Genomic DNA, 24,347 nt, shown 5'->3' with positions numbered 1-24,347 from the left:
ACATTGCAGTTGTACTGGAAATACATAAAAAAAGATGTCCCCAAAATAGCTTGGGAACATCTTTGAAAGTTCTTACATTGTACTAACATCAATGACAAAACGATACTTCACGTCAGAAGCTAAAACGCGGTCATAGGCTTCATCAATTTGGTCAGCCGAAATGACTTCGATTTTAGGCGTAATATTATGTTCCGAACAGAAGTCGAGCATTTCTTGCGTCTCACGAATGCCGCCAATTAACGAACCGGCAAAGGAACGGCGATGGCCTATTAAGCTGAACACGTTTACTGCTAGTGGTTCTGCAGGAGCCCCTACATTCACCATCGTCCCATCAAGCGTAAGCAAACTTAAGTAAGCATTTAAATCAATCTTCGCACTTACCGTGTTTAAGATAAAATCAAAGGACCTAGCAAGTTTCTTGAAAGTTTCAGGATCCTTTGTTGCATAGTAATGGTCAGCTCCAAGTGCTAAACCATCTTCTTTTTTGTTCAATGTTTGGGATAAAACCGTCACCTCAGCACCCATCGCATGGGCAATTTGAACAGCCATATGACCAAGGCCACCTAACCCAATGACCGCCACTTTCTTACCTGGACCAATTTTCCAGTGATTTAACGGTGAATACGTTGTAATCCCTGCACAAAGGAGTGGTGCGGCTACGTCAAAGTCAATATTATCTGGAATTCGAAGGACGAAATTCTCTTGCACTACAATGTGAGTAGAATAGCCGCCTTGCGTTATCTCACCATATTTGTCGATCCCACCATAAGTGGAAACATTGCCATTTAGACAGTATTGTTCCTCACCTTTTTGGCAATTTTCACATTCGCCGCAAGAGTCAACCATACATCCTACCCCTACTCGATCACCAACTTTGTACTTCGTGACCGCTTCCCCAACATCCGCAACAACCCCTGCAATTTCATGTCCAGGGACGAGTGGATACTTTGTCCGGCCCCATTCACTGTGAGCAGTATGGATATCCGAATGGCAAATTCCAGCAAACTTTATTTCAATTAACACATCATACAAATCTAGATCACGTCGAGTGATTTCAGCCGCGCGAAACGGTTTGTCTGGACCGTCAACGGCTCTCGCTTTCACAATTTTCATTCGCAAAACCTCCTATATTTTATACGATTTTAGTAATCTTTTTATACCACCTTAATGAGAATTCTATTTCGAATAACAAATTCCCTTCCTTGCGCTTTTGAACGACAAGCGTCGCCAACCATAGAGGCAATTAAAATCAAAATCTGTATGTACAAATTAAAAAAGAGCACTTAACCGTTTATGGGCGGTTAAGTGCTCTTTCACTTTGTTAAGACAAACTATTTAATGATTGTTTAGTTTAAACTCAAGGGAAATAATGGCTCCGAAGGTAGGACTCGAACCTACGACCAATCGGTTAACAGCCGATTGCTCTACCACTGAGCTACTTCGGAAAAATAATATGAAATGTTACTTTAGATTATTCTCCAACAGTTGTTGTTGCGGTGAATAACATTCTTATTACATACATTATAATAGCCAACAGTCACTTTTTTTAAACCAAAATTTAAACTTTTTCTTCATAAATTCTTGCCCCCTTTAGAATGTTCCAATTTCCTCCATTTAGGAGAGTGCTGCTGCCTTTTTAGGTCAAGAATTTATATCGGCTCTATTCTCGTTTTGAATGTTGATTTTACTTGAATTGGTAAATAGGGGAACAAATTACCCTTATTGTTGGAAACTGCCCTTATTTCACTAAGAATAAGGGAAAGTTTTTCCGTTATGTTGTCCAAAACCTTGGATTTTAGGCATATTTAGAGTAGTTAACGGAAATATATTCCCTTATTTCTACTAAAAATGCACCTACTACATACCTTAACGGAAAATGCTTCCCTTATTTTCGGGACGGACGGGGGGACAGGTACCTCGTCCCAGTTAATGGGACAGTGTACCTGTCCCCCTGTCCCACGAAAAAGAAAAACGCGATGCTTTCAAATTTCCACCTGAAAGCATCACGTTTTTTCTTTTCACACTTACGTATTTCTCAATTATTGAAGAACCGCTTCTTTTTCCTTTAGAATACTGATTTCGGTAATCTTTACATCTGACGGGATTAATGGGTGTTGGCGAATGACTCTAACTGTATTTTGTGCACGGTCAGTTCGGGCTTCTCCACCTGCGAACCACTCATTTATATTATTCTCGACAAATTCTGGTTTACAATGTTCAAATAGATAATTGAGCGTATGTACCTTCTCTTGTACCTCTCTTTGACATTCCTCGCTGTATCCAGTCCATAGGCTCTTCTCTTTATTATGATAAAGACTACTCACGATGACTATTTCTGCAACATTGTATCGATAAACCGCAATGATGATGGATCGCATGATGTCATCAAAGGGTGATCCGATCGGGCCAGTATGCAAAACGATGCTACTTTCCGTATTCATCTTTTGGTTCTCTTCTATTAAATCATCTATTTCAACATCAAAATCCAATACGTAAAGTGTGATTTTATTTTTATCTGCCGTCTCCATTAAGAATCACTCCTTAAACGATTTACATTCTATTTCCATTTGTAAACTTTGATTGTTTCAGCGATTCTTAGGAATGAATCCACCCAAATGTTTCATCATAATTTACTTTGCAGATCATCTGAAAGCTTAAAGATCATCATGCGTTCCCCAGTTTGTGTACTCAAATCGGTATAAAAACTCACGACTTCTTCACCTGTTATGGATAATAACACCTCTTTTAATTCCTCAACTCCTGATTCCACCAAACTATTACGAATCGTTTTTATTGTTAATCGGCCCTCTTTTTCTTGGCAGACTGAATACTCAGCAGGTGTTAAAATTCCTTTTAACACCACGATGATCATATCTCGTAATATATCTGACTTAACCGATACGCTCCCACGACCGAGATAATTTTTCTCCCAGTGTGTTAAAGCTTTACTAATTTCTGCTTCAAGGGCACCTTTTGATTTATCCATAATGACTTCCTTTCTTACTGGTCCACAATTCAAGTTTTCGCTCTAGTTTATTTTAGTTTTTAACTATAAACTCCAATCATACATCCCACAAGTGAGCTGTTCAAATGAGAGTGTTAAGACCAACTCTCCCAATTTCCTTCTTGATCAATCGATGCAAGACGAATCCATCCATTTTGGATTTTTTGAAGAAATGCCGGATTTTGATCTAGCATCCGTAACACATACTTTCTTGGTGCCTCAATGACTACTAATAATCTAAGTGGAGCATGATAGGCTTCTTCATCTGATTGCATCACCGACTGCCACGGAAGTCCACTTAATAGATCGCTCGCATTTCCTTGCATTACCCCAATGCCTGCTGTGACGGTTTGGGTCGTTTTATTGCCACTGCCGTAATAATGAGGGGCAACGGTCGACGCATAATATTGTAAGTTAATCCACTGGGCAACGGTTGCTGGTCCAGAAATAATATTCGCTAGGATCGGCCCGTTCGGATCTTTCTTCCAATCATAGTTGTGAAGAAAAGCTCTAGCATCTAAATTGCAATATTGAGTAAGTGCACGATTCCCAATGATGAACGTAGCATTACGCGCTAATCCCCATTCAGGTCGAACTTCACTCCAATCATTTCCCAAGCGTTTCGCCTCATTTTTATGGTTATGACTGCAAGCTCCTACTCCAGGTAATTTTGGAATTCTTTCAGCGTTCGCCTGTTCACTAACCTTTGGCAGTACTTTTTGAATAGCCTCAAATGCTTCTTTCGCTTTGGCAGTAAGTTTAGGGACGTAAAGCCACTGTAATTCATCGAGCGTTGTAATATGCTCAGCTGCTACAAAAACCGTCTCTTTCGGAATAATAATCCCCTCTAGTTCAAGCAATTTCCGTACCACTGGAAGATTACACAATGTTGCCAATACCCGCGCATTAAATCCACTCGAAGCCCCACCGCATGCACCACAATCTAGTGCCGAGGCATAGGGATTATTCGTACTGTGACTACCATGGCCACAAATGACGACTAAAGGTGAAAAGTTTTCTGTTAAGCTCATCATCTTCAATGCTTGTCGTACATAATGCACTTTCTCCTCTAGGGTAAATCCAATTGGTAATTCTGATTCCGATGCCTGTGCACGATCAAGCGAAAGTTGCGCTTGTGGTTTACGTAACCATTTCCCTCGAATTTTACGGTATACATCGCCTGTACTTCTCGGAACAAAGCTACGAGCCATCGTTTGTAAAATAAGCCACGGACCACTAATTTCAGGTAACAATAAACTCGAAGGTAAATTATATTTCAGCCTTTTAAAAGCGTAGCTAATCGAACCGACTGTTTGGTGACGTTGTTTATAGGGTTTTAAGTCATTTTCAGATGACCATTCTTTCACCTTTATTTGAGGTTTGAATAGAACCGGCAAGGATGGATGGCTATGTTTACTACCAAGCTCGCTTGTTTCAATTGGTAATCCAAAAAAACCAGCCGTTCCAAACGTCTCGAAAGGACCTGCATCTTCAAGTTGGCGACGAAACGGTTCTGAACGAACATCGATACAAAAGGCAAATTGGGCCAATGCAGACTTGGGAAACTCCACGACACGATTTCGTGTTGAACTGATGATGTTCTGTAACTGATCTTCAAAAGTTTGTTCCCACGCTTCCAACCAAAGTCGATGTTGGACTGTTTGATCAAATCGGTAAGCAAGTGCCAGTCTTGCTTTGGCCTCTTTCGGCGATAACTCTAGCCACTCCTTGATTGGCATGTCACCCCAATGTGCCCAAGATGCTATGAGAGACTCTAAAAGCTCTATCTTCTCTTCTTGTTTTGGCTGTGGTAATGGCAGATGCGGCTTAATAAGCGCATACTCCAAACAAATACGAACTGCTAAATATTCCATTACTATGTTCTTTTGCTCAGTAGATTGCTGTGAGCGCCACAACATCGTTCCTGCCCAACCTGGTAGAGCGAGCAAATGCGCTTCTAAATAACTCTCAATTTCTAAGTAGGAAATTTCTAAACCTAGCAGCGCATCCATTAAAGCTTGCGTTGCATCGTTTGGTAAATGGCTAAGCTCCCGACGAATCAGATGATTCATGGCAGGATCATATTTCGCCATTTCCTTCCAAGCATAATAAAAACCCTTATCACGATTTGGCATTGCCCAAACTGCCTGTGCTTCATCTAAAAACAATTTACACCACTTAATCAGTTGCCCATTAAGAACTTCAGTTAAGTTCTCACCATTTATCCTTTGCAGACGCTGACTATATGTTTGGAGGACCTGTTTCGTCGGAATATGAAAATCATTTACTAGTTCCCTTGCCATGCCCTTTATCTCAGTCTTTGGTAATTGTTTAATAGATTTCTTTTCTTGCATAAGCGTTGCTTGGCAGAACTGAGTTACCACCTCACTTGGCAATTCAAACGACTGTGAATCAAGCCATTGTTGAAGCTTCATTTCTAGAAACTCCTGACCAATCTCACCTCGGTTCCAAGCAGATTGCAGGATCGAATCATCAGGATAGATTTCCACATTACTGGTACTTTTAAGTTTACGTGCAACTTGCTCAAATGACTGCTGTTCGATGCCTGCCCAAGGATGACGTGCAGCAAATTTCGTTAAAGGTCCAAGTGGCACAATCACTTTACTAGCAGTTTCCACAAGTTCATTTAGATTTACAGAATTAAAACGTTTTTCTATATTTATCTCTTTAACTAATGTTGTAGTCAACGTACTTTACCTCCTTGAGATTGCAAATAATAGGGATGACTTTCAATCACATTTTCTTTCGGCTCTCCTAATCGTACTAACCAAAGATAAACAATCGCATAGTATTTTGATAAACGGTTGTGAGTTAACCAAGCCCCTATCAAGAAAGCTCCTAACAAGATTAGAATGAGAACAATGGCTGCCAGTACAGGTGGTTGCATATTTACTTGAACGGTTTCATGTAACACACCGTACAAAAGGTGATGAATGAAAAAGTAAACAATGGCTCCAACGACGAGAACACCGAACCCAACAACGTGCCCCATTTTCCCCAATCCAAAAGCAACAAGTTGTACCCAAGCGATCGATACCGACCATCCTACAATAAAGGCACTTACTAATTGATAAGTTTCGCCTGGGGACGAGAGCCAAAAGCCAATCCCCGCTAGAACACCAACGATGCTTCCAGTAACAATTGTTGAAAATGACAATGATATTTTTGTATAGAAACCAGATTCGTGACGATGAATCACGGACCCAGATTGTAAGAAAAGAGTCGCCTTAAACATGCCATGTAATACTGCGTGCATAATGGCTGCCGAATAAGCACCTAATGCACATTGAATTAACATAAAGCTCATTTGCGCGATAGTGGACCCCACAAGTTGGCGTTTATAATCTACTTGAACGAGCATTATTCCCGTTCCAATTAACACAGAGATACTAGAAAAAATTAATAAAATCATCTGCGCCATACTCCCTTGGAAGAGTGGTGCAAAAAGAGTCAAGATGATACCACCAGCATTCACAATCCCCGCATGCATCACCGCAGAGATTGGCGTTGGTGCAACAACCGAGTCTAACAACCATCGATGAGAAGGCCATTGCGCTGCAGGAATAACGACAGCTACAATGAGCAATAAATTGATACATGTCTTCTCCCATGAATCAAGCTGTGCAAGACTAGTGGGTGTAAGTGCGTCCGACAACTGCCAGTGATTCGTTGCCTGTGCAATCCAAACAATCGCGAACAATAATACGCCCCAACTGATTGCAAATAGACGTCCACAAATTTTTGCTGCATTTCTCGCCACTACCCATTCCCTTTTTAACCCAATAAGTAAGGTTAGCCCAAGGAGTGTAGCCCCCCAACAAGCCAATAACAAACGAAAATCATTACTAACCCAAGTTGCGGAAGCAGCCGTTGTAGTCACTGTTAGTAAGGCAAAATACTTTCGATAAGCGGAATCGCCTTGTAAGTAACGGACACAAAAGCGTTGGACAATACAGCCAATCGTCAGAACAAAAAATGCCAATAGCCAAGACAACGAACTAAAATACCAAGGCCCCACCATGATGCGTTCATGATGAAAGATCAGTGCGACGAGCGCAACAAGTGGCGGTATTGCCATAAACCCTACATGTATACGTACAAAAGATAGAGGTACTTTTGGATGTAAAAAAATCACAGAAATGAGTAAAGAAATCGCAAGCATAATCAAAAACAAGCTTGGGTATAAGTCAACATTGAGTACGTTTAACATCTGCATCCCCTCCACTGAATGAGATGAATGTAAGTAGTCGGCATCTCGTAAATCGAACCATGATCTCTCTGCATCATGACGGTCCCTTCCTTTCGTTCAAAGTCATAAATTCGTTTTGAAAAAATAAAAAAACCGACAATTTAACAAATTAATGGCCATAACAACCCATTAACTTTGAAAATTGTCGGTTTACTTTTAACTAACCTACATGAGGTTTTTTAATCGTCTACCTATTATGTAATTAACTATTCTAATTTTCTATTTCACTTTTTTACGGTGATCAATACATCATTGACCATCATACTAAAGCTACTAGAAACGTGTTAAATTCTATTTACAATTTAAAATTCTAATATTTTTTAAACTTTCTGTCAAGTTGAAGTTGGAAAATTACTAGTACACATCGTCAATTTCGTTTACATTCTAGAATCTATTATATAACAGCGGTAAATGATTGCAAGGGGAATACAAGTCACTATATTCAGGAATCAAAACTAAAATACCTTTGAGAATAAATCGCTCCCCTACCACTATCTTTCTATTGTACTAAAACTTCTTCCTGATATCGCATTAATTTACTGGTATAATTTACAATTCTTACGGAGTGCATTTCTTTCCTTGTAAGCTTCAATTCGAGAACTTTATTTTTTGTCATCATCGTTTACAAAAAGCTATTTCTTTATTTCCTCCGTCTCGTAAACTTAGTTGACAAAAAATTGAAACTTAAATGTTAATTTATGAACGTTTAAGAGACCTTCCGTTGCAGAAGTCTTGGTTGGATTTTGGCATTTTGTTCTCGTTAATATAGAGTAATGTGAGACAAGGAAAAATTTGAGGTTTTTACTTTTCTAGAAAACAATTAAGGGCGGGGCAATAACATTTACTCTCACTAGAATGTGTTCGAGAATAATCCCGACAATTTTTGAAATAATCCCGACATTCCTATTTTACGCCCTCTCTTCAACTTTCATAGTCACTTCAAATCCACTACAAACGCGCCAACACAAAAAAAAGAGTGCCATTCACATTCGTGAATAGCACCCTTTCCAAAAGTCACTTACACTCTATTAAGCTGTGAAATTTCCATCATAACTTAACATAATGGCAGATTTCACACCTTCGATATTGGAGATATGGTTAATAAAAATCATATCATTCTCTTTAACGCGTACTTCATACGTTACTTCAAAGTCATTTCCAGGCATAATTGATTTTGATTTCACTGAATGCTTTTTAACATGCTCTGAAATGACGTGTTCCATTGTTTTTTCAATCGATGTTTCATTATAGCGAACCACTAATAGATAAGGATTTTCTACTCTCACGCGATTACCGAATAGAATTAGCACGAGACCGATTAAAATGGATCCAATGACTACAAGTGGAATGAATCCAGCTCCACATAAAATACCCGCCACAATTGCCCAGAACAAATAAACGATATCCATTGGGTCTTTGATTGGTGTTCTAAAACGTACAATCGATAATGCCCCTACCATCCCTAATGACAATAGAACATTTGATGAAATCCCTATAATAATTAACGCTGTTGTCATCGACATAATGATTAATGAAATATTAAATGTATGTGAGTAAATCACACCCGAAAACGTTTTTTTATACACATAATAAATAAACAAGCCGACTAAAAAAGCGACGATTAATCCAATCACTGAATCTATGATTGAAAAGTTACTTGTTTTTTCTAGAATACTAGATTTAAAAATATCTTCAAAATTGATTGTTTCCATTTTGATTCCCCCGTTTTATCCAAACATTCGACTGATTTGGTATTTTGAATACGTCCCTTTTTTTCGGTTCCCCAGTTGTAGCAAACATTTAATGACATCTGGTAAAAATTCATCATATTTCACTTCCAGAATGACAATTTCAGGAGTGGTTTCGACCATCGCTAAATGAGGATTCAATAAATCATTGTTTCGAAAACTCGTTTTAACATTGCTATCAAAAGTAACCCGGACATTTCCTTGATCATAAATAAATACTTCTCTCTCGTAATCGACGACCGTCACAGGTTTAATTTGAAACAAGTTCATTTGGATATAAAGATCCCGGATGAGTGACCTTGAATCAACTTCCATCCAAGCGATTTCCCCCACCCTTATTTTTTCGTATTCCTCGGCAGTGATTGGGCATTTTTGTTTATATGTTAAGTTGTTTCGCTTACTTTTTTTCTCTAAGTTCAGGAAATCCATGTTGTAGTCATACAGCCTCACTCGAAATTTATCTCTCCCGTAAAATCCCTCTTTTTTCTCTGTTAGCACCTTATTGTCAAAGTTATCAAAGTAAACGCTGCGTATTAAATATTTCCCATCCTTCGTTGCGTGTGGGTCGACTTTCATAAAGTGCTTTAATTTATTGCGTAAAAGATAGCAATCCATCTTTGTGATTTCATGCTTTAACTCAGTTCGTCCCATCACGCCGTTTAAACGCATAGCCTCCATATCGCGCTTCTCCTTTATTGTGGTGTTTTGCTTATGAACCTATTATGTAAAACGAACCTTAAACAAACCTTAAAAACTCTCAGGAAAATAAAAGAGCCTGGGATATAGTAAAATTTACAAGAAAACGATTAGTACCTATAACCATTCTGACGCTTTATAGTTTGGCTCCAATAGATTAATAAGTGTTAGCCGCTCTTCAGAAAACGCGGCCTACTCACTGTAAGCCGCGCAAAGTTTCCGGAAAGTTTAGAAGGACAAATTATATGTGAGCGGGCCTTACACAAATCCGGGGGCAAAAACGCCACGTCCTGTGGCATTGCCCCCATGACCAACATCGTGTTGGCCTCGAAGACAAGTCGAAAAGACATGTTTCAACATGACTTTGCGGCTTGTGTGCTTAGCCCGCTCTCTACATATACCTTATTAGAATTAAGCTTAGAATGTCTTCCAATTTTTAAATGTACGCTTAACGACAAAAAACCACTTTCCTCATCGAGAAAAATGGTTTTCTACGTCCCAGCCTTACTTCGGAAGTTTAATAATAAACGTCGTGCCTGTTTGTTGATTTTTCATTACCTTAATTGTGCCTCTGTGCTTCTCGACTATCCATTTGGCGATGGATAATCCTAGCCCTACTCCGCCGGTTTCCCTTGACCTTGCTTTATCCTCTCGATAAAAGCGATCAAAAATATACGGAAGATATTCTTCTTTGATCCCCATCCCTGTATCACTTACCTCAATCACTACTTTTTGATCCTCTACATAAGTCGTAACGCCAATACTGTCATGTTCACTCGTATATTTTAAGGCATTATCAATTAAAATCACTAACAGCTGGTGGAGACGGGCTTTATCGGCTTTCATGTCAATTGGGCATTTTAAATTTAGCCAAAAGTGCTTCTCTTGGGATTCGGCAATTTCCTGATATGGCACGCAAACATTCTGAAGAAACGTATCTACGTGAACCGTCTCTAGCGTAAGCTCTGTCTCTCCCGAATCTGCCCTAGCTAAAGTTAATAAATCCGAAGTCAGTTTCGTTAAACGACGGGTTTCAGAGAGACTCAAAGCAATATTCTCAAATTTATCCGCTATTTTTTCTTGTGGCGAACGAAGCAGCAACTCCAATTTATTTTGAATGATCGTTAATGGCGTTCGCAGTTCATGGGACGCATCTTCCACAAATTCTGCCTGCTTGTTCCAAGAATGAATAATCGGTTTCATCATCTTTTTCGATAAAATGAAACTTGCGGAAATCGAGAGAATAATGAAAATGACTGAACAAATAGTTACTAGTTTTACGAAATTGGAGATAATCGTTTGTTCCGCATCCACATTGATTAAGAGCTGTGTATACGCAACGTCATCCTGTTTATTCGTGTCTTCAAATAAAATATAACGGAAATGGTACAACTCATTAATCGTCGTCGCCGTAATTTCGTCCATTCCGCTTTTATCCAACTCGTAATCTTGCAAATAATTTTCGTATAATAAAGTTCCGATTTCGCCTTTATTTAAAATATTCCCATCATGGCCCCAATGAATGATGAGAATTCTGGGGTTTGGTCCATCCCCTTTTCGCTCTTTTGGAGAAAGGTCTCCCGCTTCTCCTGAAGGGAGTTTAAACTTGACCCCCACATCATCAGTGAATCTTTCTTTAATAAGTAAAAGTTCTTCATCCGCATGTGAATACAATGTTCTTTGGACTTGGCCGAAAATAATAAATCCAAAGATTGTAAAGATCACCGTAAAAGCAATGAGGTTCAAGAGCATAAATTTCAGCTGTTGTTTCCTGAAAATCTTATTATTAAACATCTTCTCCCCCACTATCCGATAGCATATACCCTAACCCACGAAACGTTTTAATGTACTGGTCATAGCCGAACTTTTTCAAATTCTTTCGCAAGTTGCTGGCGTACACTTCTACGACAGTAGTGGACGTGTCCGATTCAAATCCCCAAATCCGATCGAAAATCTGTTCTTTCGTTAAGATAGTGTTTTTATTATTAATGAGGTACTCTAGCAAATCGAATTGCTTTCCATTTAATTTAAGGATTTCTCCATGAATCTCGGCTGTTTTATTTTTAATATTTAGCTTTATCTCCTTAAACGCGATGGTATTCTCCTTTAATAATCCGCCCGACCTTCTCACCATTGCCTCCAGTCTTAGCAACAACTCTTCCCGGTGGAATGGCTTCACTAGATAATCATCGGCCCCTACTTTGAAGCCTTGAATTTTATCATCAATTCCATCCTTTGCCGTTAACATAATCACCGGCGTCATAATATTTTGCTTTCTTAAATTTTTCAATACTTCATACCCATTCATAGAAGGAAGCATGATATCTAAAATAATCACATCAAAAATATTTTGCTCAGCGAGAAATAACCCTTCTTCCCCATCGAAGGCCTGCTGGGTTTCGAACACTTCTTTTATCGTTTCACATATTGAATCCGAAAGAAGTCGATCATCTTCAATTATTAATAGCTTCATTTTAGAGCTCCCATTTTTTTATTTGATACGTTTGATTATAGAAATATCCCCAAGAAATGCAAACGTTACTTTTTTTAAGGTTTGTTTAAGGTTCGTCCGTGATAATAACATCTATCCAATCAACATTTTATAAAGTTGAATGAAATGAGGGTTATTCATGAAGAAACAAAAAGCTAATTTACTCAAGGCTGCAACACCTCTTCTTTGTACAGCACTATTGTTTGGTTGTAGCAACAATAAGGAGGAGGAAACTGAATCCTCCAGTGATCCAGCAGTGAGCCAAGCAGAAAGTTTAAGCACAATTGGTAATCAAGAAATCGCTAGTGTCATTAGTAAAAAAGTGTCCTATGACGACGAAGATTTTTATACAAAATGGAAAAATGCTACTTCGATTAAGTTAAATGGAGATAGTGCGAGCTTTAAAGGAGATGGCGCAGTAGTCATTGATGGGAGCTCCATCACCATTCGAGCAGCTGGCGTCTATGAAATTAGTGGTAAGCTAAATGATGGGCAAATTATCGTCGATGCAGAAGATGATGGACACGTTCGCCTTGTCCTAAATGAAGCGGAGATTAATTCTTCATCGAGTGCACCTATTTTTGTACAGAACGCTGGAAAAACAGTTATCTCTTTAGAAGATGACACTAAAAATGTTTTAAGCGATGGCGACAACTATGTATATGAAAAATCCGATGATGATGAGCCTAATGCTGCCCTTTTTAGCAAGGACGATTTGACAATAAACGGCTCTGGAACATTAGTTGTGAACGGTAATTTTAATGACGGCATCACCTCTAAGGATGAATTAAAAATTACTGGTGGAACCATCCAAATTGAATCCGTGGATGACGGGATAATCGGACGTGACCTCCTAGCGGTAAAAGAAGGCAACATTCAAATTAATGCTGGCGGTGACGGCATCAAATCCACAAATGATAAAGATGCTGATAAAGCACTGATTGCGATTGAAGACGGCACATTCAACATTGAGGCTACTAACGACGGCATTCAGGCAGAAACAACACTTCTTGTTGCTAACGGGAAATTCGATATCACAACAGGTGGAGGCAGTCCAGAAACGATTGAAACAAATGAAAATAACCCGATGTCACCTTTCGAAACACCAACGACTACTAGCACGGAGACAAACAAGGATAGTGCTAAAGGATTAAAAGCTGCCGTAGAAGTGGCCATTGGCGGAGGGAATTTTACACTGAATTCCTTAGATGATGCGGTTCATAGTAATAACTCCATCACGATTACTGGAGGATCTATGAATGTGGCTTCAGGTGATGATGGCATACATGCAGATCAATCCCTTTTAATCAAAGGTGGAGATATTAATGTAACAAAAAGTTATGAAGGGTTAGAAAGTAAATCCATTACAATTGCGGACGGGAAAATTCGGGTGGATGCGGCAGATGACGGCATCAATATTGGTGGAGGTAACGATAGTTCAGGAAGAGACTTTGCTGCAACAGAAAATAGCGAAGACAACCTCCTCTCCATTAGTGGCGGCTTAATTTATGTGAATGCAGCCGGCGATGGACTTGATTCGAATGGGTCTATTGCAATGACAGACGGAACAGTGATTGTAAGCGGTCCAACGAATAACTTTAACGGGGCCCTAGATTATGATCAAAGCTTTGAACAAAGTGGTGGCTTCCTCATCGCGACAGGAAGTTCAGGGATGGCAATGCCCACTTCTGATACGTCTTCACAATATGCGATCTTGATGACTTACCCTGAAATACAAAAAGCAGGAACACTTCTTCACTTAGAAGATGACAAAGGAAATACCATTGCTACATTCGCACCTGAAAAAGACTATCAAACAGCGGTCATCAGCTCGCCAGAACTCGCGAAGGATACTTCCTATACCCTTTCCTCAGGAGGAACAGCATCGGGTACAGAAACTAACGGTTTGTATTCAGACGGAAGCTATCAAAACGGGACAAGTGTCGTACAATTTACGATTGCTGACACGATTACATGGCTAGACGAAACAGGCGTCACAGAAGCACAACCAATGGGACCTGGTGGAATGGGCGGTCCTGGAGGAAAAATGGGAGGTCCTAATGGTGGCGCACCTGGAAATCGTGAAGATATGTTCTCAGATTTAGATGAAGAAACTCGTGAAAAACTCCAAAATATTATGGAACAACAAATGAATGGAACCATTACACAAGAGGAAGCACAAGCACAACTTAAAGAACTAGGAATAGAATTTCCAACTGGTGGCCCAATGGGTGGTGGTCCAGAGGGAGCTCCATCCGGTGGTCCAACAGGAGATAAAGGAAAAGAACCCGTTCAACCTTAGAATGATGTTGGCGGCAGGTCTTCTTAGAGGATTAAATACAAAGGAACTTAGATTCGATTCTAAGTTCCTTTTTTCATTTAGGTATAAATTCAAACGGTGATTCGAATTTAGCGAGACCATGGACTACTGAATATTGCACCAGGAAGAAAGCGAGAACTTGTCCAACAGAATCAGCACGTGAAAAATCTTAGCCCAAGACTAAAAGAAAAACTCCTAAACATTTATATTAATAAAGCATTTAGTATGATTGAGAGTATTTTATCAAAATAGTTTACAAGTATGACTTAGAGTTGAATTGGACCAGTAATTACGAACTTACTACTCGCGATTATTCATCAACTTAGTTTACAGAAAGTTATTCTGCTGAATTCCCCATTTCGTCAATTAGATTGACAAATTATTCAATCTTCAATGTTGTTATCTCAATCGTTATGAATTTCTCTGTAACACTAATGTAATGTAAGAATCGTGTTTTCCTTTCATAGATCGAATCGAGCAACTTATAGGAGAAAGTAGTCTCTTTTCCTTTTCTCGAAAAATAATTTTCAATAAAAAAGCTGTGCCACAGGAATACTCTATTCTCCAATGGACACAGCCTATTATTTTGATTCACGTCAATGGGATGAAGTATTTTTTCTAGTGGAAGTGAACTTTTTCGGGATCATGAAGACCTTTTTTCTCATTACCCCATGCTGTATTGGTCTTCATCAAGGCTATGAAGACTCTTTTACCCCTTACCTCATGCTGTATTGGTCTTCATCCTGGTTATGAAGACCTTTTTTCACATTACCTCATGCCGGATTGGTCTTCATCACAGTCATGAAGACCTTCTTACTCTTACTTCCAAGTTGAAGTGGTCTTCACCCAAGCTATGAAGACCTTTTTTCACATTACCTCATGCCGGATTGGTCTTCATCACAGTCATGAAGACCTTCTTACTCTTACTTCCAAGTTGAAGTGGTCTTCACCCAAGCTATGAAGACCTTTTTTCACATTACCTCATGCCGGATTGGTCTTCATCAAGGCTATGAAGACTCTTTTACCCCTTACCTCATGCTGTATTGGTCTTCATCCAGGCTATGAAGACCTTTTAACACCTTGCCCCATGCCGGATTGGTCTTCATCATAGTCATGAAGACCTTTTTTCACATTACCCAATGCCGGATTGGTCTTCATCAGAGTCATGAAGACCTTTTTACTCTTACTTCCAAGTTGAAGCGGTCTTCATCTAGGCTATGAAGACCTTTTTTCACCTTGCCTCATGCCGGATTGGTCTTCATCATAGTCATGAAGACCTTTTTACTCCAACATCCATGCTGAATTGGTCTTCATCAATCCTATGAAGACCTTTTTACGCCTTACCTCATGCAAAATTGGTCTTCATCCACTTCATCAAGACATTTCCGCCCGCATTCACCAACTAAAAAGGCCTTCATCCCATAAATGATGAAGGCTCATTAAATCGCTAATTAGAATGGATTTGTTGCGATGAAGCTTGCTGTTTTCACATAAACTCTTGGATTTAGTTTTAATTGACTAACGATGAATTCGGCAATATCATCTGGTTGCATGATTTTCGATTCATTGTTTTCTTTAATTAGATTTAAATCAAGCGCTAAGTCCGTTGCCACTGTACTTGGAGTTAACGCGGAAACCCGAATATTGTTACGGCGAACTTCTTGCGCTAATGATTCTGTAAATCCAATCACTGCAAATTTTGATGCACTGTAGGCACTAGCCGTTGCTGCCCCGCCTAATCCATTTGTTGACGAAATATTAATGATGTCGCCACCATTTTTCTCAATTAATTGAGGTAATACAGCACGCGTCACATAGTATGTACCCATTACATTCACATCAATGATTTTTTTCCACTCTTCCGGGTCCATCTCTAAAACAGGAGCAAAGGAAGCGACCCCTGCATTGTTAATGAGGATATCCGTAGTGCCAAGATCATTTGTTAACGAAGCAACAGCTGCCTCTACTTGCTCTTTCGAAGATACGTCGGCAACAGCATACGCAACTTTAACCCCTAATCCTTCAATTTCTGATGCCACTTCTTTTAAAGCAGACTCCGTTCTTGCGATTAAGCCAATGTTAACGCCCTCTTTTGCTAAGTGAAGCGCAGTCGCTTTCCCAATCCCTCTTGCTGCACCTGTGATGAATGCTGTTTTTCCATTTAATTCTTGTGCCATTTTTAATGACTCCCTTCGAAGTTGAATCTATCGTCGGTCTCATTATACTATTTATAGCTCGCAGTCCATAATTAAACGCCACCTAATTTTGTCGATGCTTATTTATTAAATTTTGCATCATTATCCTGTGAATTCATAAACTAATTTGTATGTAATGATTATTTGTTAAGGGGCGGAATTGAATGATTATCGTTACAACGGAGAATATTGCGAACCACCAAGTGACAGAAGTGTTAGGTCCAGTATTCGGGTTAACTGTAAGAGCTAGAGGAATCGGTAAAGATATCGTTGCTTCTTTAAAGGGGCTTGTCGGTGGAGAAATTAATCAGTATACGGAAATGCTTGAAGATGCCAGAAAACAAGCGATGGATCGTATGGTAAAAAACGCTACAGCTATGGGTGCTAATGCGATTATTATGATGCGTTTTGACTCCGGTGAAATTGGTCAGAACATGAGTGAGATCGTTGCATATGGTACAGCAGTACGTGTGGAAAAGGCGTAAACAATGGCGTGGATTATCGGTTTTTATGGTATCCAAATCATCCTTCTTATTATATTGATTATCGGGTCTTGGTTCGTTTGGGATACTCGCTTTAAAACGAAACATGGACAGCAAGTGCCAAAAGGATTCGAGCGTACAAACGAGGTCTCCATTGACCCAAGCACCGGGAAAAAGTTAGTGGTTTACTACAATCCCGAGACCGGTGAGCGTTACTATAAGGAAGAAAAATAAACGTGCCAGTCACTCAAACAACTCTGTACAGTTTGGGTGGCCGGCACTTTAATTTTATCGTTTTTCAATCCGTCCATCCGAATGCTGTGCAAATCGTCCGGCGTCTCGTTCATTTACAGGATCATAACGTCCCCATGGCCATCCCCCGAAACGAGTTTGTTGATATTCCTGAAAAGCCGCGAATATCTCTTCCCTTGAATTCATCACAAATGGCCCTTGTTGTACAACGGGTTCATTAATCGGTTCACCCTCTAGAACTAATAGATAGCTTTCTTTAGAACCATTTGTTATGTTGACTTCTTGATCCCCTGCTAGTTTGACTCGATTTAATGAAGCTATTGCCTCCCCATCGATTTCAATCGTATCCCCTTCATAGAAATAAAGATTTCGATTTAACGTTTCTGAAACTGTAGGTAAAGTGAAAGCTGCCTCGGGTTCCATTCGAATAAGATAAATTCCAACATGATGGTTCGGGTCTTTTGCCCATGAAGCACTATTTGGTTCAAGGCTTTCCTTTCCGTTCAATCGTCCTGCGATTACTCGAACAGTAGATTTCCCTCCATTTACTGATTCCTGTTCGATTACTGGAACATCTTCTGCCCAAAGCATTTGATATTCTGGTTTTGCGGACTTTCCCTTCGCAGGTAGGTTCAGCCAAATTTGAAATAATTCTAGTGGATTCGGCTTGTCCGAATATACGAGCGGGAACATTTCGGTATGTTGGCACCCACTCCCTGTTGTTAACCATTGCACATCCCCATTGCCATAACGGCCTTTCGCACCGGTAGAATCAAAATGGTCAACAAATCCTTCCTGCACGACTGTCACTGTTTCAAATCCCTTATGTGGATGTGCTTGAAAACCTGGAACAGAATCCCCGTGGTACATTCGAAAGCCATCACGCAATTCAAAATCCTCGCCTAAGTTTCTTCCGACAAGATATTTCGGGTCCACCCCTTGTTCTTCATTCCCTGTTGGATAAAGATCTTTATGATAAACCGTAATTAAAAATGGATCTTCCGTTTGCCATTGGAAACCTAAGTGTTGTTTACCAAGTATTTTGTTCGTTGTCATTTGCTCACTCCATTTTGTTGATTGTATCTGTAGTGTAACATTTAAAGGAAAAATGGAAGTGCTGTATGCTCAACCGTACAGCATATAAAAGAGTGAACTTTTCGAAAAATGATGTCACTTTTATTCAATCCATCCGTCTACTAATCTGTAAGTCAAAAAAATTGAAATTTGGAGGGTTTAGCATGTCTTTGTCTTTTCAATTTCCAAAATGGGCAGTAACTGTCGGCGCAATTTTTGTTTTATTGGCTACAATGATTTTCGGTCTGGCATCCAGTGCTTCGGCATCCATTAATTACGGTGAAGAAGTATCAGCAACAGCACAACGTTATGTAGATGCACCTTACAAATGGGGCGGAACGACGGCAAAAGGCTTTGATGCAAGTGGATTTACGCAATACATCTATAAAAATGCTGCAACCAACTTAAAGATCCCACGAACAAGTGCGGAACAATATAAAATCGGAAAATCCGTTAAGAAAAATGAATTACAACAAGGCGATTTAGTCTTCTACGCTACAGGTCAAAAAGGAAAAGTATCCTTTGTCGGAATTTACAATGGGGATGGTACGTTTACTGGTGTTACGACTAAAGGCGTTAAAATTGTTAAAATAAGCGACCAGTATTGGAAGGATCGTTACGTAGGCGCTAAGCGTGTGATTAAATAGAATTCGCTTTTTGAACAGCTTATCCGGTTGCATCTCCAAGTGATAAGCTGTTATTTTCGGGATGAACGGTAGATCTCGATGAAAACTCAGGTGAAATGCCGTTCATCAGGGCTATGAACGACAAATCCCATTGGAAGCTCTCCGAAATCCCGTTCATCCAAGAGAGTTTTATATAAAAAATAAAAAATCACTATTCTTTTCAAAAGGATAGTGATTTCTTGCGTTTTTCACAGTTATTCAATTAATTAGCCGGTCTTCTAAACGAACTGAATAACGAACTGATTTGTCTAACTAAATTTATCCCATTTTGTATTGTTCCCATATGGCCATTAATTGCATTTATATGCTCCGGTAATTTTTGGAGCATGGACGCTGGACGCTGTGGTGGTTGTTGTTGTGGCGGTGGATAAGGACCATTAGGATTAAACTGTCCCCTCATCTGATTAGGGTAAAAATTCGCTCCTGGTCCTCCCATTGGTTCAGGTAAAAAATAGGATTCGTCAGGCATTCCCATTGGATTTGGACCAAAGTTTCCTCCACCCGGCATTCCCATTGGGTTCGGCCCAAAGTTTCCTCCACCGGGTATTCCCATTGGATTCGGGCCAAAGTTTCCTCCACCCGGCATTCCCATTGGGTTCGGGCCAAAACTTGCTCCACCCGGCATTCCCATTGGATTCGGGCGAGAAGATGCTTCACGTGGCCCTCTCGTTGAGTTCGGACCTGAAGTTGCTTCACGTGGCACTCTCATTGAGTTCGGGCCTGAATATGCTTCACGTCGCCCACTCATTGGATTTCTGCCTGAATATGTTTCTCGCGGTCCTCTCGTTGAATTCGGGCGAGAAGATGCTTCACGTGGCATTCCCATTGGATTTGGGTTGAAAAATGCTTCATCTGGCATTCCCATTGGATTTGGGCCAAAATATGCTTGTTCCGGCATTCTCATTGGATTTGGGTTGAAAAACGCTTCATCTGGCATTCTCATTGGATTTGGGCCAAAATATGCTTGTTCCGGCATTCTCATTGAATTTGGAGGTCCAACTCTTTGACTATTATTCGTCGTTGGTGGTCTCCTTCTTGGATCCGGCTGATAAAATACCACAAAATTCACCACCTATACTTCATGGAGTTATTAATCAATACACCATTAAGATATGCAATTCATCTGAAATATGAAAAGTAAAACACTTGGCGAATAACTAATTATTTCAATTCACCACGGCTATGAGTTCAAAATGGAATTGCTAATGCCCGGAATCGAACATCATCTCCAGAAAAACAGTTTTACTAAAAGTAGTATATGTGGGTGTTTGCGAACAGACTAGACTCTTAGAAAAATTTTAGAAAAAAATTAGGATTTCCCCCAACACCATCATTCTCCTACCTTTACAAAAATTATTAGCCTAAAGGTACACCCAAAAATAAAACTACTGAAAATTTCAGTAGTTTTTTGTTTGATCCATTATTTCGTTAACAATTGTTTTGCTAGTTGTCGGTCTTCTTTATCACTTGTTGTTGTGGCAATGTTTTTAATTAGTTCCTGAATATCAGGTTGTTGCGAGAAAGCTGGGGACCAACTCTTTAGTACACTTAGTGCATGATACTGCAAGCTTTTATTCTTTGATTGCAGCCCAGCTTGAATCAACGGTAGCCCCACGCCCTCGTACTCATGTAAATCTTGAACGATACAGTGCACACATACTTCTTCATCATTTGAAAAACTTGATAAGAATAAATGGGTTTCTGCAAATGTGCAGAGCGCCTGAATATGTTCACGCTTGTTTGTATCCATAATCGCTAAATATAATTCACTTTTTGTTGGCTCTTTCTCAAGCAAATCAAACAAATTCTGCGTCACATCTAACTGATAAAAACGAGCGATCTCAATCGTTTTATAATTACTTCCTTGCAGTAGCGACTCCATTGCAAGTTGTGGCCATTTCGGATCATCTATAAATGGTTGGATTGCCTGCTGCAAAGAATTGTATTCATGTTGTTTCCACGAGTCTCTGAAGCGTTCATTCCAAATTTCTTGATCAGCATTTAAAAATTCGCTTATTTTCATTAGAGGATAAAAGTCTTCTAACCTTTGACAGTGCGTTCTAGCATGAAAGACCAACCGTGAAAGAATGGCGCTTGCATAGGGGTAATCATCAATCCCTTGGGAGGCATTTTCACTTAATAGTGCCTCGATTATGACACTTGCCCCATCATATAGCTCTTTTGAAATCATTTCTTCGTATAAAGCTACGTCAAGTTCTCCATTGATGGCACATGTATATGCTAAATATTCATCCATAATTTCATTGCGACAGCCTTTTGTCAGTAACCAATGTTTCATTTCTGGCGTAGAGGCATCTAGATGTTCTACCGCTGCGATTTTCCCCCAACCCTGAAGTTCTTGAGCGAGTTTCCAAACTTGTTCGTTTGCCTGAATGGTGCCATTTCTCAACGCAAAAACGACATATATGGTAAATTCCTCATGCATCCCTAAAGTGAATAAGAGGTCTTTATATTTCTCACAATTCGTACAACCTAATACGGTGATAGCAAATTTTACAACTTCCCGATGCGCCGCGTGCTCAAGAAGCCATAACGCCTCTTGCTGAACAAGCGTTTCGTCTAATTCTGCTTCCCGGAATCGTTCGATAAACTCATTCCCATAGCTCGCAATCTGATCGAAAATGATTTTTTCATATGTTGCTTTTCGGGTTTTGGTTGTCGGGTCATTTATCTGTTCTTCAAAGAGCTTGAGTAATTTCTTTGCATAAAACGGCGTTGGTGTTTCATCTGCAAAATTATCCGATAAGCCCGCAGCAAATCGCGGATGATTTTCATCATATAAATATTCTTCATCTGGCAACCGGTCATTGATGATTTTATGGTTTGTTTGAACTTGTTGCTGGATGAAGGGAACCAGCTTTTCTTTATGATCCCACGGAAGGAATTCCAATTTAAGCGAATCATCTAAAATGGTTTCATTCCCCACTTTTACAACACAATTAAATCGTACATATCCACCAATCTTAACCGTCACCTTATGCTTTGTGCCATCTTGCATTTGAAGCATCCCAGATAATTTCGAATGCGGTTTAATATGCGAGAGAATACTTTTTCGCATTTTTCTATCGACCGTAATACCATCAATCACGAGCATCTCTTCTTTTATTTGATTAATGATTTCAATATTATGTCCTTTATAATCAATCTTCCACGTCTTATGTACTTCTTTCTCTAAATCCTTCATTGCGTTACGCATTTCACGTTTAAATTCATCTTTAAAGCCCATCATTTCCTCCTCTTAAAGCACTGAATTTTACCGTTCAAAACCGTTGCTGAGCCATTCTATAAATCTAGTATTTTCCAATTCTATCCATTATACAATATCATTCTAGAAAATGCCTTTTATCATTTATAGACGTTACCCTTGTTGGTTTAAAGCTTTAAGTATCGGAAAGTTAAACCAAGTTTACGGGAATTGCCTGATCAAGCACTAATCCATCCTCTGTAACAACCGAATCATAGGCTAAAATCTGCACCCCTGCTTCTGAGGCTTGCAATAGCGCATCCGCAAAGGCTGGATCCGTTTCTCTATTCGGGACAAATTCCTGGCAGCCTTTTAATTGCACAACTAAAAGAATCGCACACTTGTAACCTTCCTCGACTGCTTTTGCGAGCTCTAATACGTGTTTTGTGCCCCTAGTTGTTGGTGCATCCGGGAACATCGCGATTCCCTCTTTCTCTAACGTAACACCTTTCACCTCAATAAACCCTTTTTGATCGCCTTGTTCAAAATAAAGATCGAAGCGGGATGCTCCATAGGTCACTTCTCTTTTTATCGCGGTTACCTCACCAATTTCCGCGATTTTTCCATTCCGAACCGCCTCAAAAGCCACTTTATTCGGAGCTTGTGAATCAATATTTACCCAACGTCCTTGTTTCATCACAGCAGTGAGGGAGTATTTTGTCTTTCGATTCGGATTGTTCGTCTCTTCCAAAAGAACGTCCGCGCCTGGTAGAAAGAGTTCCTTTAAACGACCTGTATTTTTTACATGAACGCGTTCCTTTCCCCCATCGATCGTCACTTCAGCGATAAAGCGGTTAATTCGTTGATCAAATTGGCCATGTACAATTTTTTCGTACTTCACAATTTCACTTCCCGGTATATTTTTGATAGTATTTTTTGGGGAGAAGATGTGGCTGATGAAGATGAACCATCTATTTAACTTTATTGGCTTTTTCTAATTTAATGGCTTTCCATAAATCTAAAATTAACAGCACAATGCCTGCACCCGAAACAAGCATGCTAATTAAAAAGCCAATGAGCCAAAACTGAAACGTCATCTCTAAATCAGCGAGCAAGAAAACGGCTAATAATACAATTCCAAAAAACATTAACAAATACCCTAGTTTTTTCATATGTAGTACCTCCTCTTGATGTTATGTTGTATTTCCACAGGCTCATCTTACCGAAAATCCACATCGCCTTGCAAAGAATAGACGAACTTCTTCAATTTTATATGATAAATTCAACTGCATTGGTAGATTTTACAATGCAACTGGAATAGAGCTTTATCGGAGAGGGGCAGACAACACCTATTTGGACTTCTAAGCCTGCTCTTCGTAGATTAACGGAAGAAATTTCCCTTATTTTAAAAATTGCCGATATTTTCCGCCAAATAAAGGAACATTTTTCCCTTATCTCATCCGCCCCTTTGAATTTCGCCCTGATTTAGAACGGTTAACGGAATTTTCTTCCCTTATATCTGCCCAATAAGCCGCCTCTCCGCACATTAACGGAAGAAATTTCCCTTATTTTAAAAATTACCGATATCTTATCCGAAATAAAGGAATGTTTTTCCCTTATCTCATCCAAACCTTTGAATTTCACCCTGATTTAGAACGGTTAACGGAATTTTCTTCCCTTATATCTGCCCAATATTATGCCTCTCGGTACTTTAACGGAAGAAATTTCCCTTATTTTAAAAATTGCCGATATTTTATCCGAAATAAAGGAATGTTTTTCCCTTATCTCATGCAAACCTTTGAATTTCACCCTGATTTAGAACGGTTAACGATTAAGTCCATATAATTGTGTAAAAAGAAAAGAGTCATTTTATGCCCTCTTGGATACAATGTTTTCAACGACGATAAACATTAGAAAAGAGGAT

At 39.5% G+C, this 24,347-nt stretch carries 19 protein-coding genes and 1 tRNA gene; 4 read left to right on the top strand and 16 right to left on the bottom strand.

Annotated features, from left to right (window positions below; genetic code table 11):
- Nucleotides 1–72 precede the first annotated feature (72 nt).
- From JOD29_RS11740 to JOD29_RS11695, 10 genes are all read right to left on the bottom strand, one after another.
- Nucleotides 73–1,113 carry an NAD(P)-dependent alcohol dehydrogenase gene (locus tag JOD29_RS11740; protein ID WP_124765197.1) on the bottom strand — a complete coding sequence of 347 codons (1,041 nt, stop codon included), beginning with the start codon at nucleotides 1,111–1,113 and terminating at the stop codon, nucleotides 73–75.
- Nucleotides 1,114–1,370: 257 nt separating this feature from the next.
- Nucleotides 1,371–1,445 (bottom strand) — tRNA-Asn (locus JOD29_RS11735).
- A 594-nt stretch (nucleotides 1,446–2,039) separates the two neighbouring features.
- Nucleotides 2,040–2,528, bottom strand: a complete 489-nt coding sequence (locus tag JOD29_RS11730; RefSeq protein ID WP_124765195.1) for a hypothetical protein — start codon at nucleotides 2,526–2,528, stop codon at nucleotides 2,040–2,042.
- A 95-nt stretch (nucleotides 2,529–2,623) separates the two neighbouring features.
- Nucleotides 2,624–2,986: a Na-translocating system protein MpsC family protein gene (locus tag JOD29_RS11725; protein ID WP_124765193.1), complete on the bottom strand. Its 363-nt coding sequence runs from the start codon at nucleotides 2,984–2,986 to the stop codon at nucleotides 2,624–2,626.
- Nucleotides 2,987–3,099: 113 nt separating this feature from the next.
- Complete coding sequence (locus tag JOD29_RS11720) at nucleotides 3,100–5,712, bottom strand: DUF2309 domain-containing protein (RefSeq protein WP_124765191.1); 2,613 nt, start codon at nucleotides 5,710–5,712, stop codon at nucleotides 3,100–3,102.
- Nucleotides 5,709–7,235 carry an NADH dehydrogenase subunit 5 gene (locus JOD29_RS11715; protein ID WP_124765189.1) on the bottom strand — a complete coding sequence of 509 codons (1,527 nt, stop codon included), beginning with the start codon at nucleotides 7,233–7,235 and terminating at the stop codon, nucleotides 5,709–5,711. Before JOD29_RS11715 ends, JOD29_RS11720 begins: the two co-directional genes overlap by 4 nt.
- A gap of 1,067 nt (nucleotides 7,236–8,302) precedes the next feature.
- On the bottom strand, nucleotides 8,303–8,986 hold the full coding sequence (locus tag JOD29_RS11710) for a DUF4956 domain-containing protein (protein ID WP_124765187.1): 684 nt from the start codon (nucleotides 8,984–8,986) through the stop codon (nucleotides 8,303–8,305).
- A gap of 15 nt (nucleotides 8,987–9,001) precedes the next feature.
- Nucleotides 9,002–9,700 carry a polyphosphate polymerase domain-containing protein gene (locus JOD29_RS11705; protein WP_124765185.1) on the bottom strand — a complete coding sequence of 233 codons (699 nt, stop codon included), beginning with the start codon at nucleotides 9,698–9,700 and terminating at the stop codon, nucleotides 9,002–9,004.
- Nucleotides 9,701–10,222: 522 nt separating this feature from the next.
- Complete coding sequence (locus JOD29_RS11700) at nucleotides 10,223–11,512, bottom strand: sensor histidine kinase (protein WP_124765183.1); 1,290 nt, start codon at nucleotides 11,510–11,512, stop codon at nucleotides 10,223–10,225.
- Nucleotides 11,505–12,191 (bottom strand): response regulator transcription factor, encoded by a 687-nt coding sequence (locus JOD29_RS11695; RefSeq protein ID WP_124765181.1) that lies wholly within the window; start codon nucleotides 12,189–12,191, stop codon nucleotides 11,505–11,507. Before JOD29_RS11695 ends, JOD29_RS11700 begins: the two co-directional genes overlap by 8 nt.
- A gap of 157 nt (nucleotides 12,192–12,348) precedes the next feature.
- Here JOD29_RS11695 and JOD29_RS11690 point away from each other — a divergent pair, with 157 nt between their 5' ends.
- Nucleotides 12,349–14,511, top strand: a complete 2,163-nt coding sequence (locus tag JOD29_RS11690; protein ID WP_124765179.1) for a carbohydrate-binding domain-containing protein — start codon at nucleotides 12,349–12,351, stop codon at nucleotides 14,509–14,511.
- A 1,469-nt stretch (nucleotides 14,512–15,980) separates the two neighbouring features.
- Here JOD29_RS11690 and JOD29_RS11685 read toward each other — a convergent pair.
- Nucleotides 15,981–16,706 carry a 3-ketoacyl-ACP reductase gene (locus JOD29_RS11685; RefSeq protein ID WP_124765177.1) on the bottom strand — a complete coding sequence of 242 codons (726 nt, stop codon included), beginning with the start codon at nucleotides 16,704–16,706 and terminating at the stop codon, nucleotides 15,981–15,983.
- Between the two features lie 182 nt (nucleotides 16,707–16,888).
- On the opposite strand from JOD29_RS11685, the gene JOD29_RS11680 reads away from it, so the two are divergent.
- Nucleotides 16,889–17,209, top strand: coding sequence for a YbjQ family protein (locus JOD29_RS11680; protein ID WP_124765175.1), 321 nt, complete (start codon nucleotides 16,889–16,891; stop codon nucleotides 17,207–17,209).
- Nucleotides 17,210–17,212: 3 nt separating this feature from the next.
- Complete coding sequence (locus tag JOD29_RS11675) at nucleotides 17,213–17,440, top strand: hypothetical protein (RefSeq protein WP_124765173.1); 228 nt, start codon at nucleotides 17,213–17,215, stop codon at nucleotides 17,438–17,440.
- Nucleotides 17,441–17,494: 54 nt separating this feature from the next.
- On the opposite strand, the gene JOD29_RS11670 is transcribed toward JOD29_RS11675, so the two are convergent.
- Nucleotides 17,495–18,514 (bottom strand): pirin family protein, encoded by a 1,020-nt coding sequence (locus JOD29_RS11670; RefSeq protein ID WP_124765171.1) that lies wholly within the window; start codon nucleotides 18,512–18,514, stop codon nucleotides 17,495–17,497.
- A gap of 182 nt (nucleotides 18,515–18,696) precedes the next feature.
- On the opposite strand from JOD29_RS11670, the gene JOD29_RS11665 reads away from it, so the two are divergent.
- Nucleotides 18,697–19,179 (top strand): C40 family peptidase, encoded by a 483-nt coding sequence (locus tag JOD29_RS11665; RefSeq protein WP_124765169.1) that lies wholly within the window; start codon nucleotides 18,697–18,699, stop codon nucleotides 19,177–19,179.
- 241 nt (nucleotides 19,180–19,420) lie between these two features.
- Here JOD29_RS11665 and JOD29_RS20455 read toward each other — a convergent pair whose 3' ends face one another.
- The 4 genes from JOD29_RS20455 to JOD29_RS11645 all read right to left on the bottom strand — a co-directional run bounded on the left by JOD29_RS20455 (nucleotide 19,421) and on the right by JOD29_RS11645 (nucleotide 23,595).
- Nucleotides 19,421–20,278 (bottom strand): polyadenylate binding domain-containing protein, encoded by an 858-nt coding sequence (locus JOD29_RS20455; RefSeq protein ID WP_124765167.1) that lies wholly within the window; start codon nucleotides 20,276–20,278, stop codon nucleotides 19,421–19,423.
- Between the two features lie 360 nt (nucleotides 20,279–20,638).
- Nucleotides 20,639–22,465, bottom strand: a complete 1,827-nt coding sequence (locus JOD29_RS11655; RefSeq protein ID WP_124765165.1) for a hypothetical protein — start codon at nucleotides 22,463–22,465, stop codon at nucleotides 20,639–20,641.
- Between the two features lie 169 nt (nucleotides 22,466–22,634).
- The gene (gene sfsA / locus JOD29_RS11650) at nucleotides 22,635–23,324 is read right to left on the bottom strand and encodes a DNA/RNA nuclease SfsA (protein ID WP_124765163.1); all 690 of its coding nucleotides are present in this window, start codon (nucleotides 23,322–23,324) and stop codon (nucleotides 22,635–22,637) included.
- 70 nt (nucleotides 23,325–23,394) lie between these two features.
- Complete coding sequence (locus tag JOD29_RS11645) at nucleotides 23,395–23,595, bottom strand: hypothetical protein (RefSeq protein WP_124765161.1); 201 nt, start codon at nucleotides 23,593–23,595, stop codon at nucleotides 23,395–23,397.
- Nucleotides 23,596–24,347: the final 752 nt, after the last annotated feature.

Origin of the sequence: Lysinibacillus composti (assembly GCF_016908465.1) — a bacterium.
In the GTDB taxonomy this organism is placed as follows: Bacteria; Bacillota; Bacilli; order Bacillales_A; family Planococcaceae; genus Ureibacillus; species Ureibacillus composti_A.
This window is presented reverse-complemented; position numbering and strand designations above follow the sequence as displayed.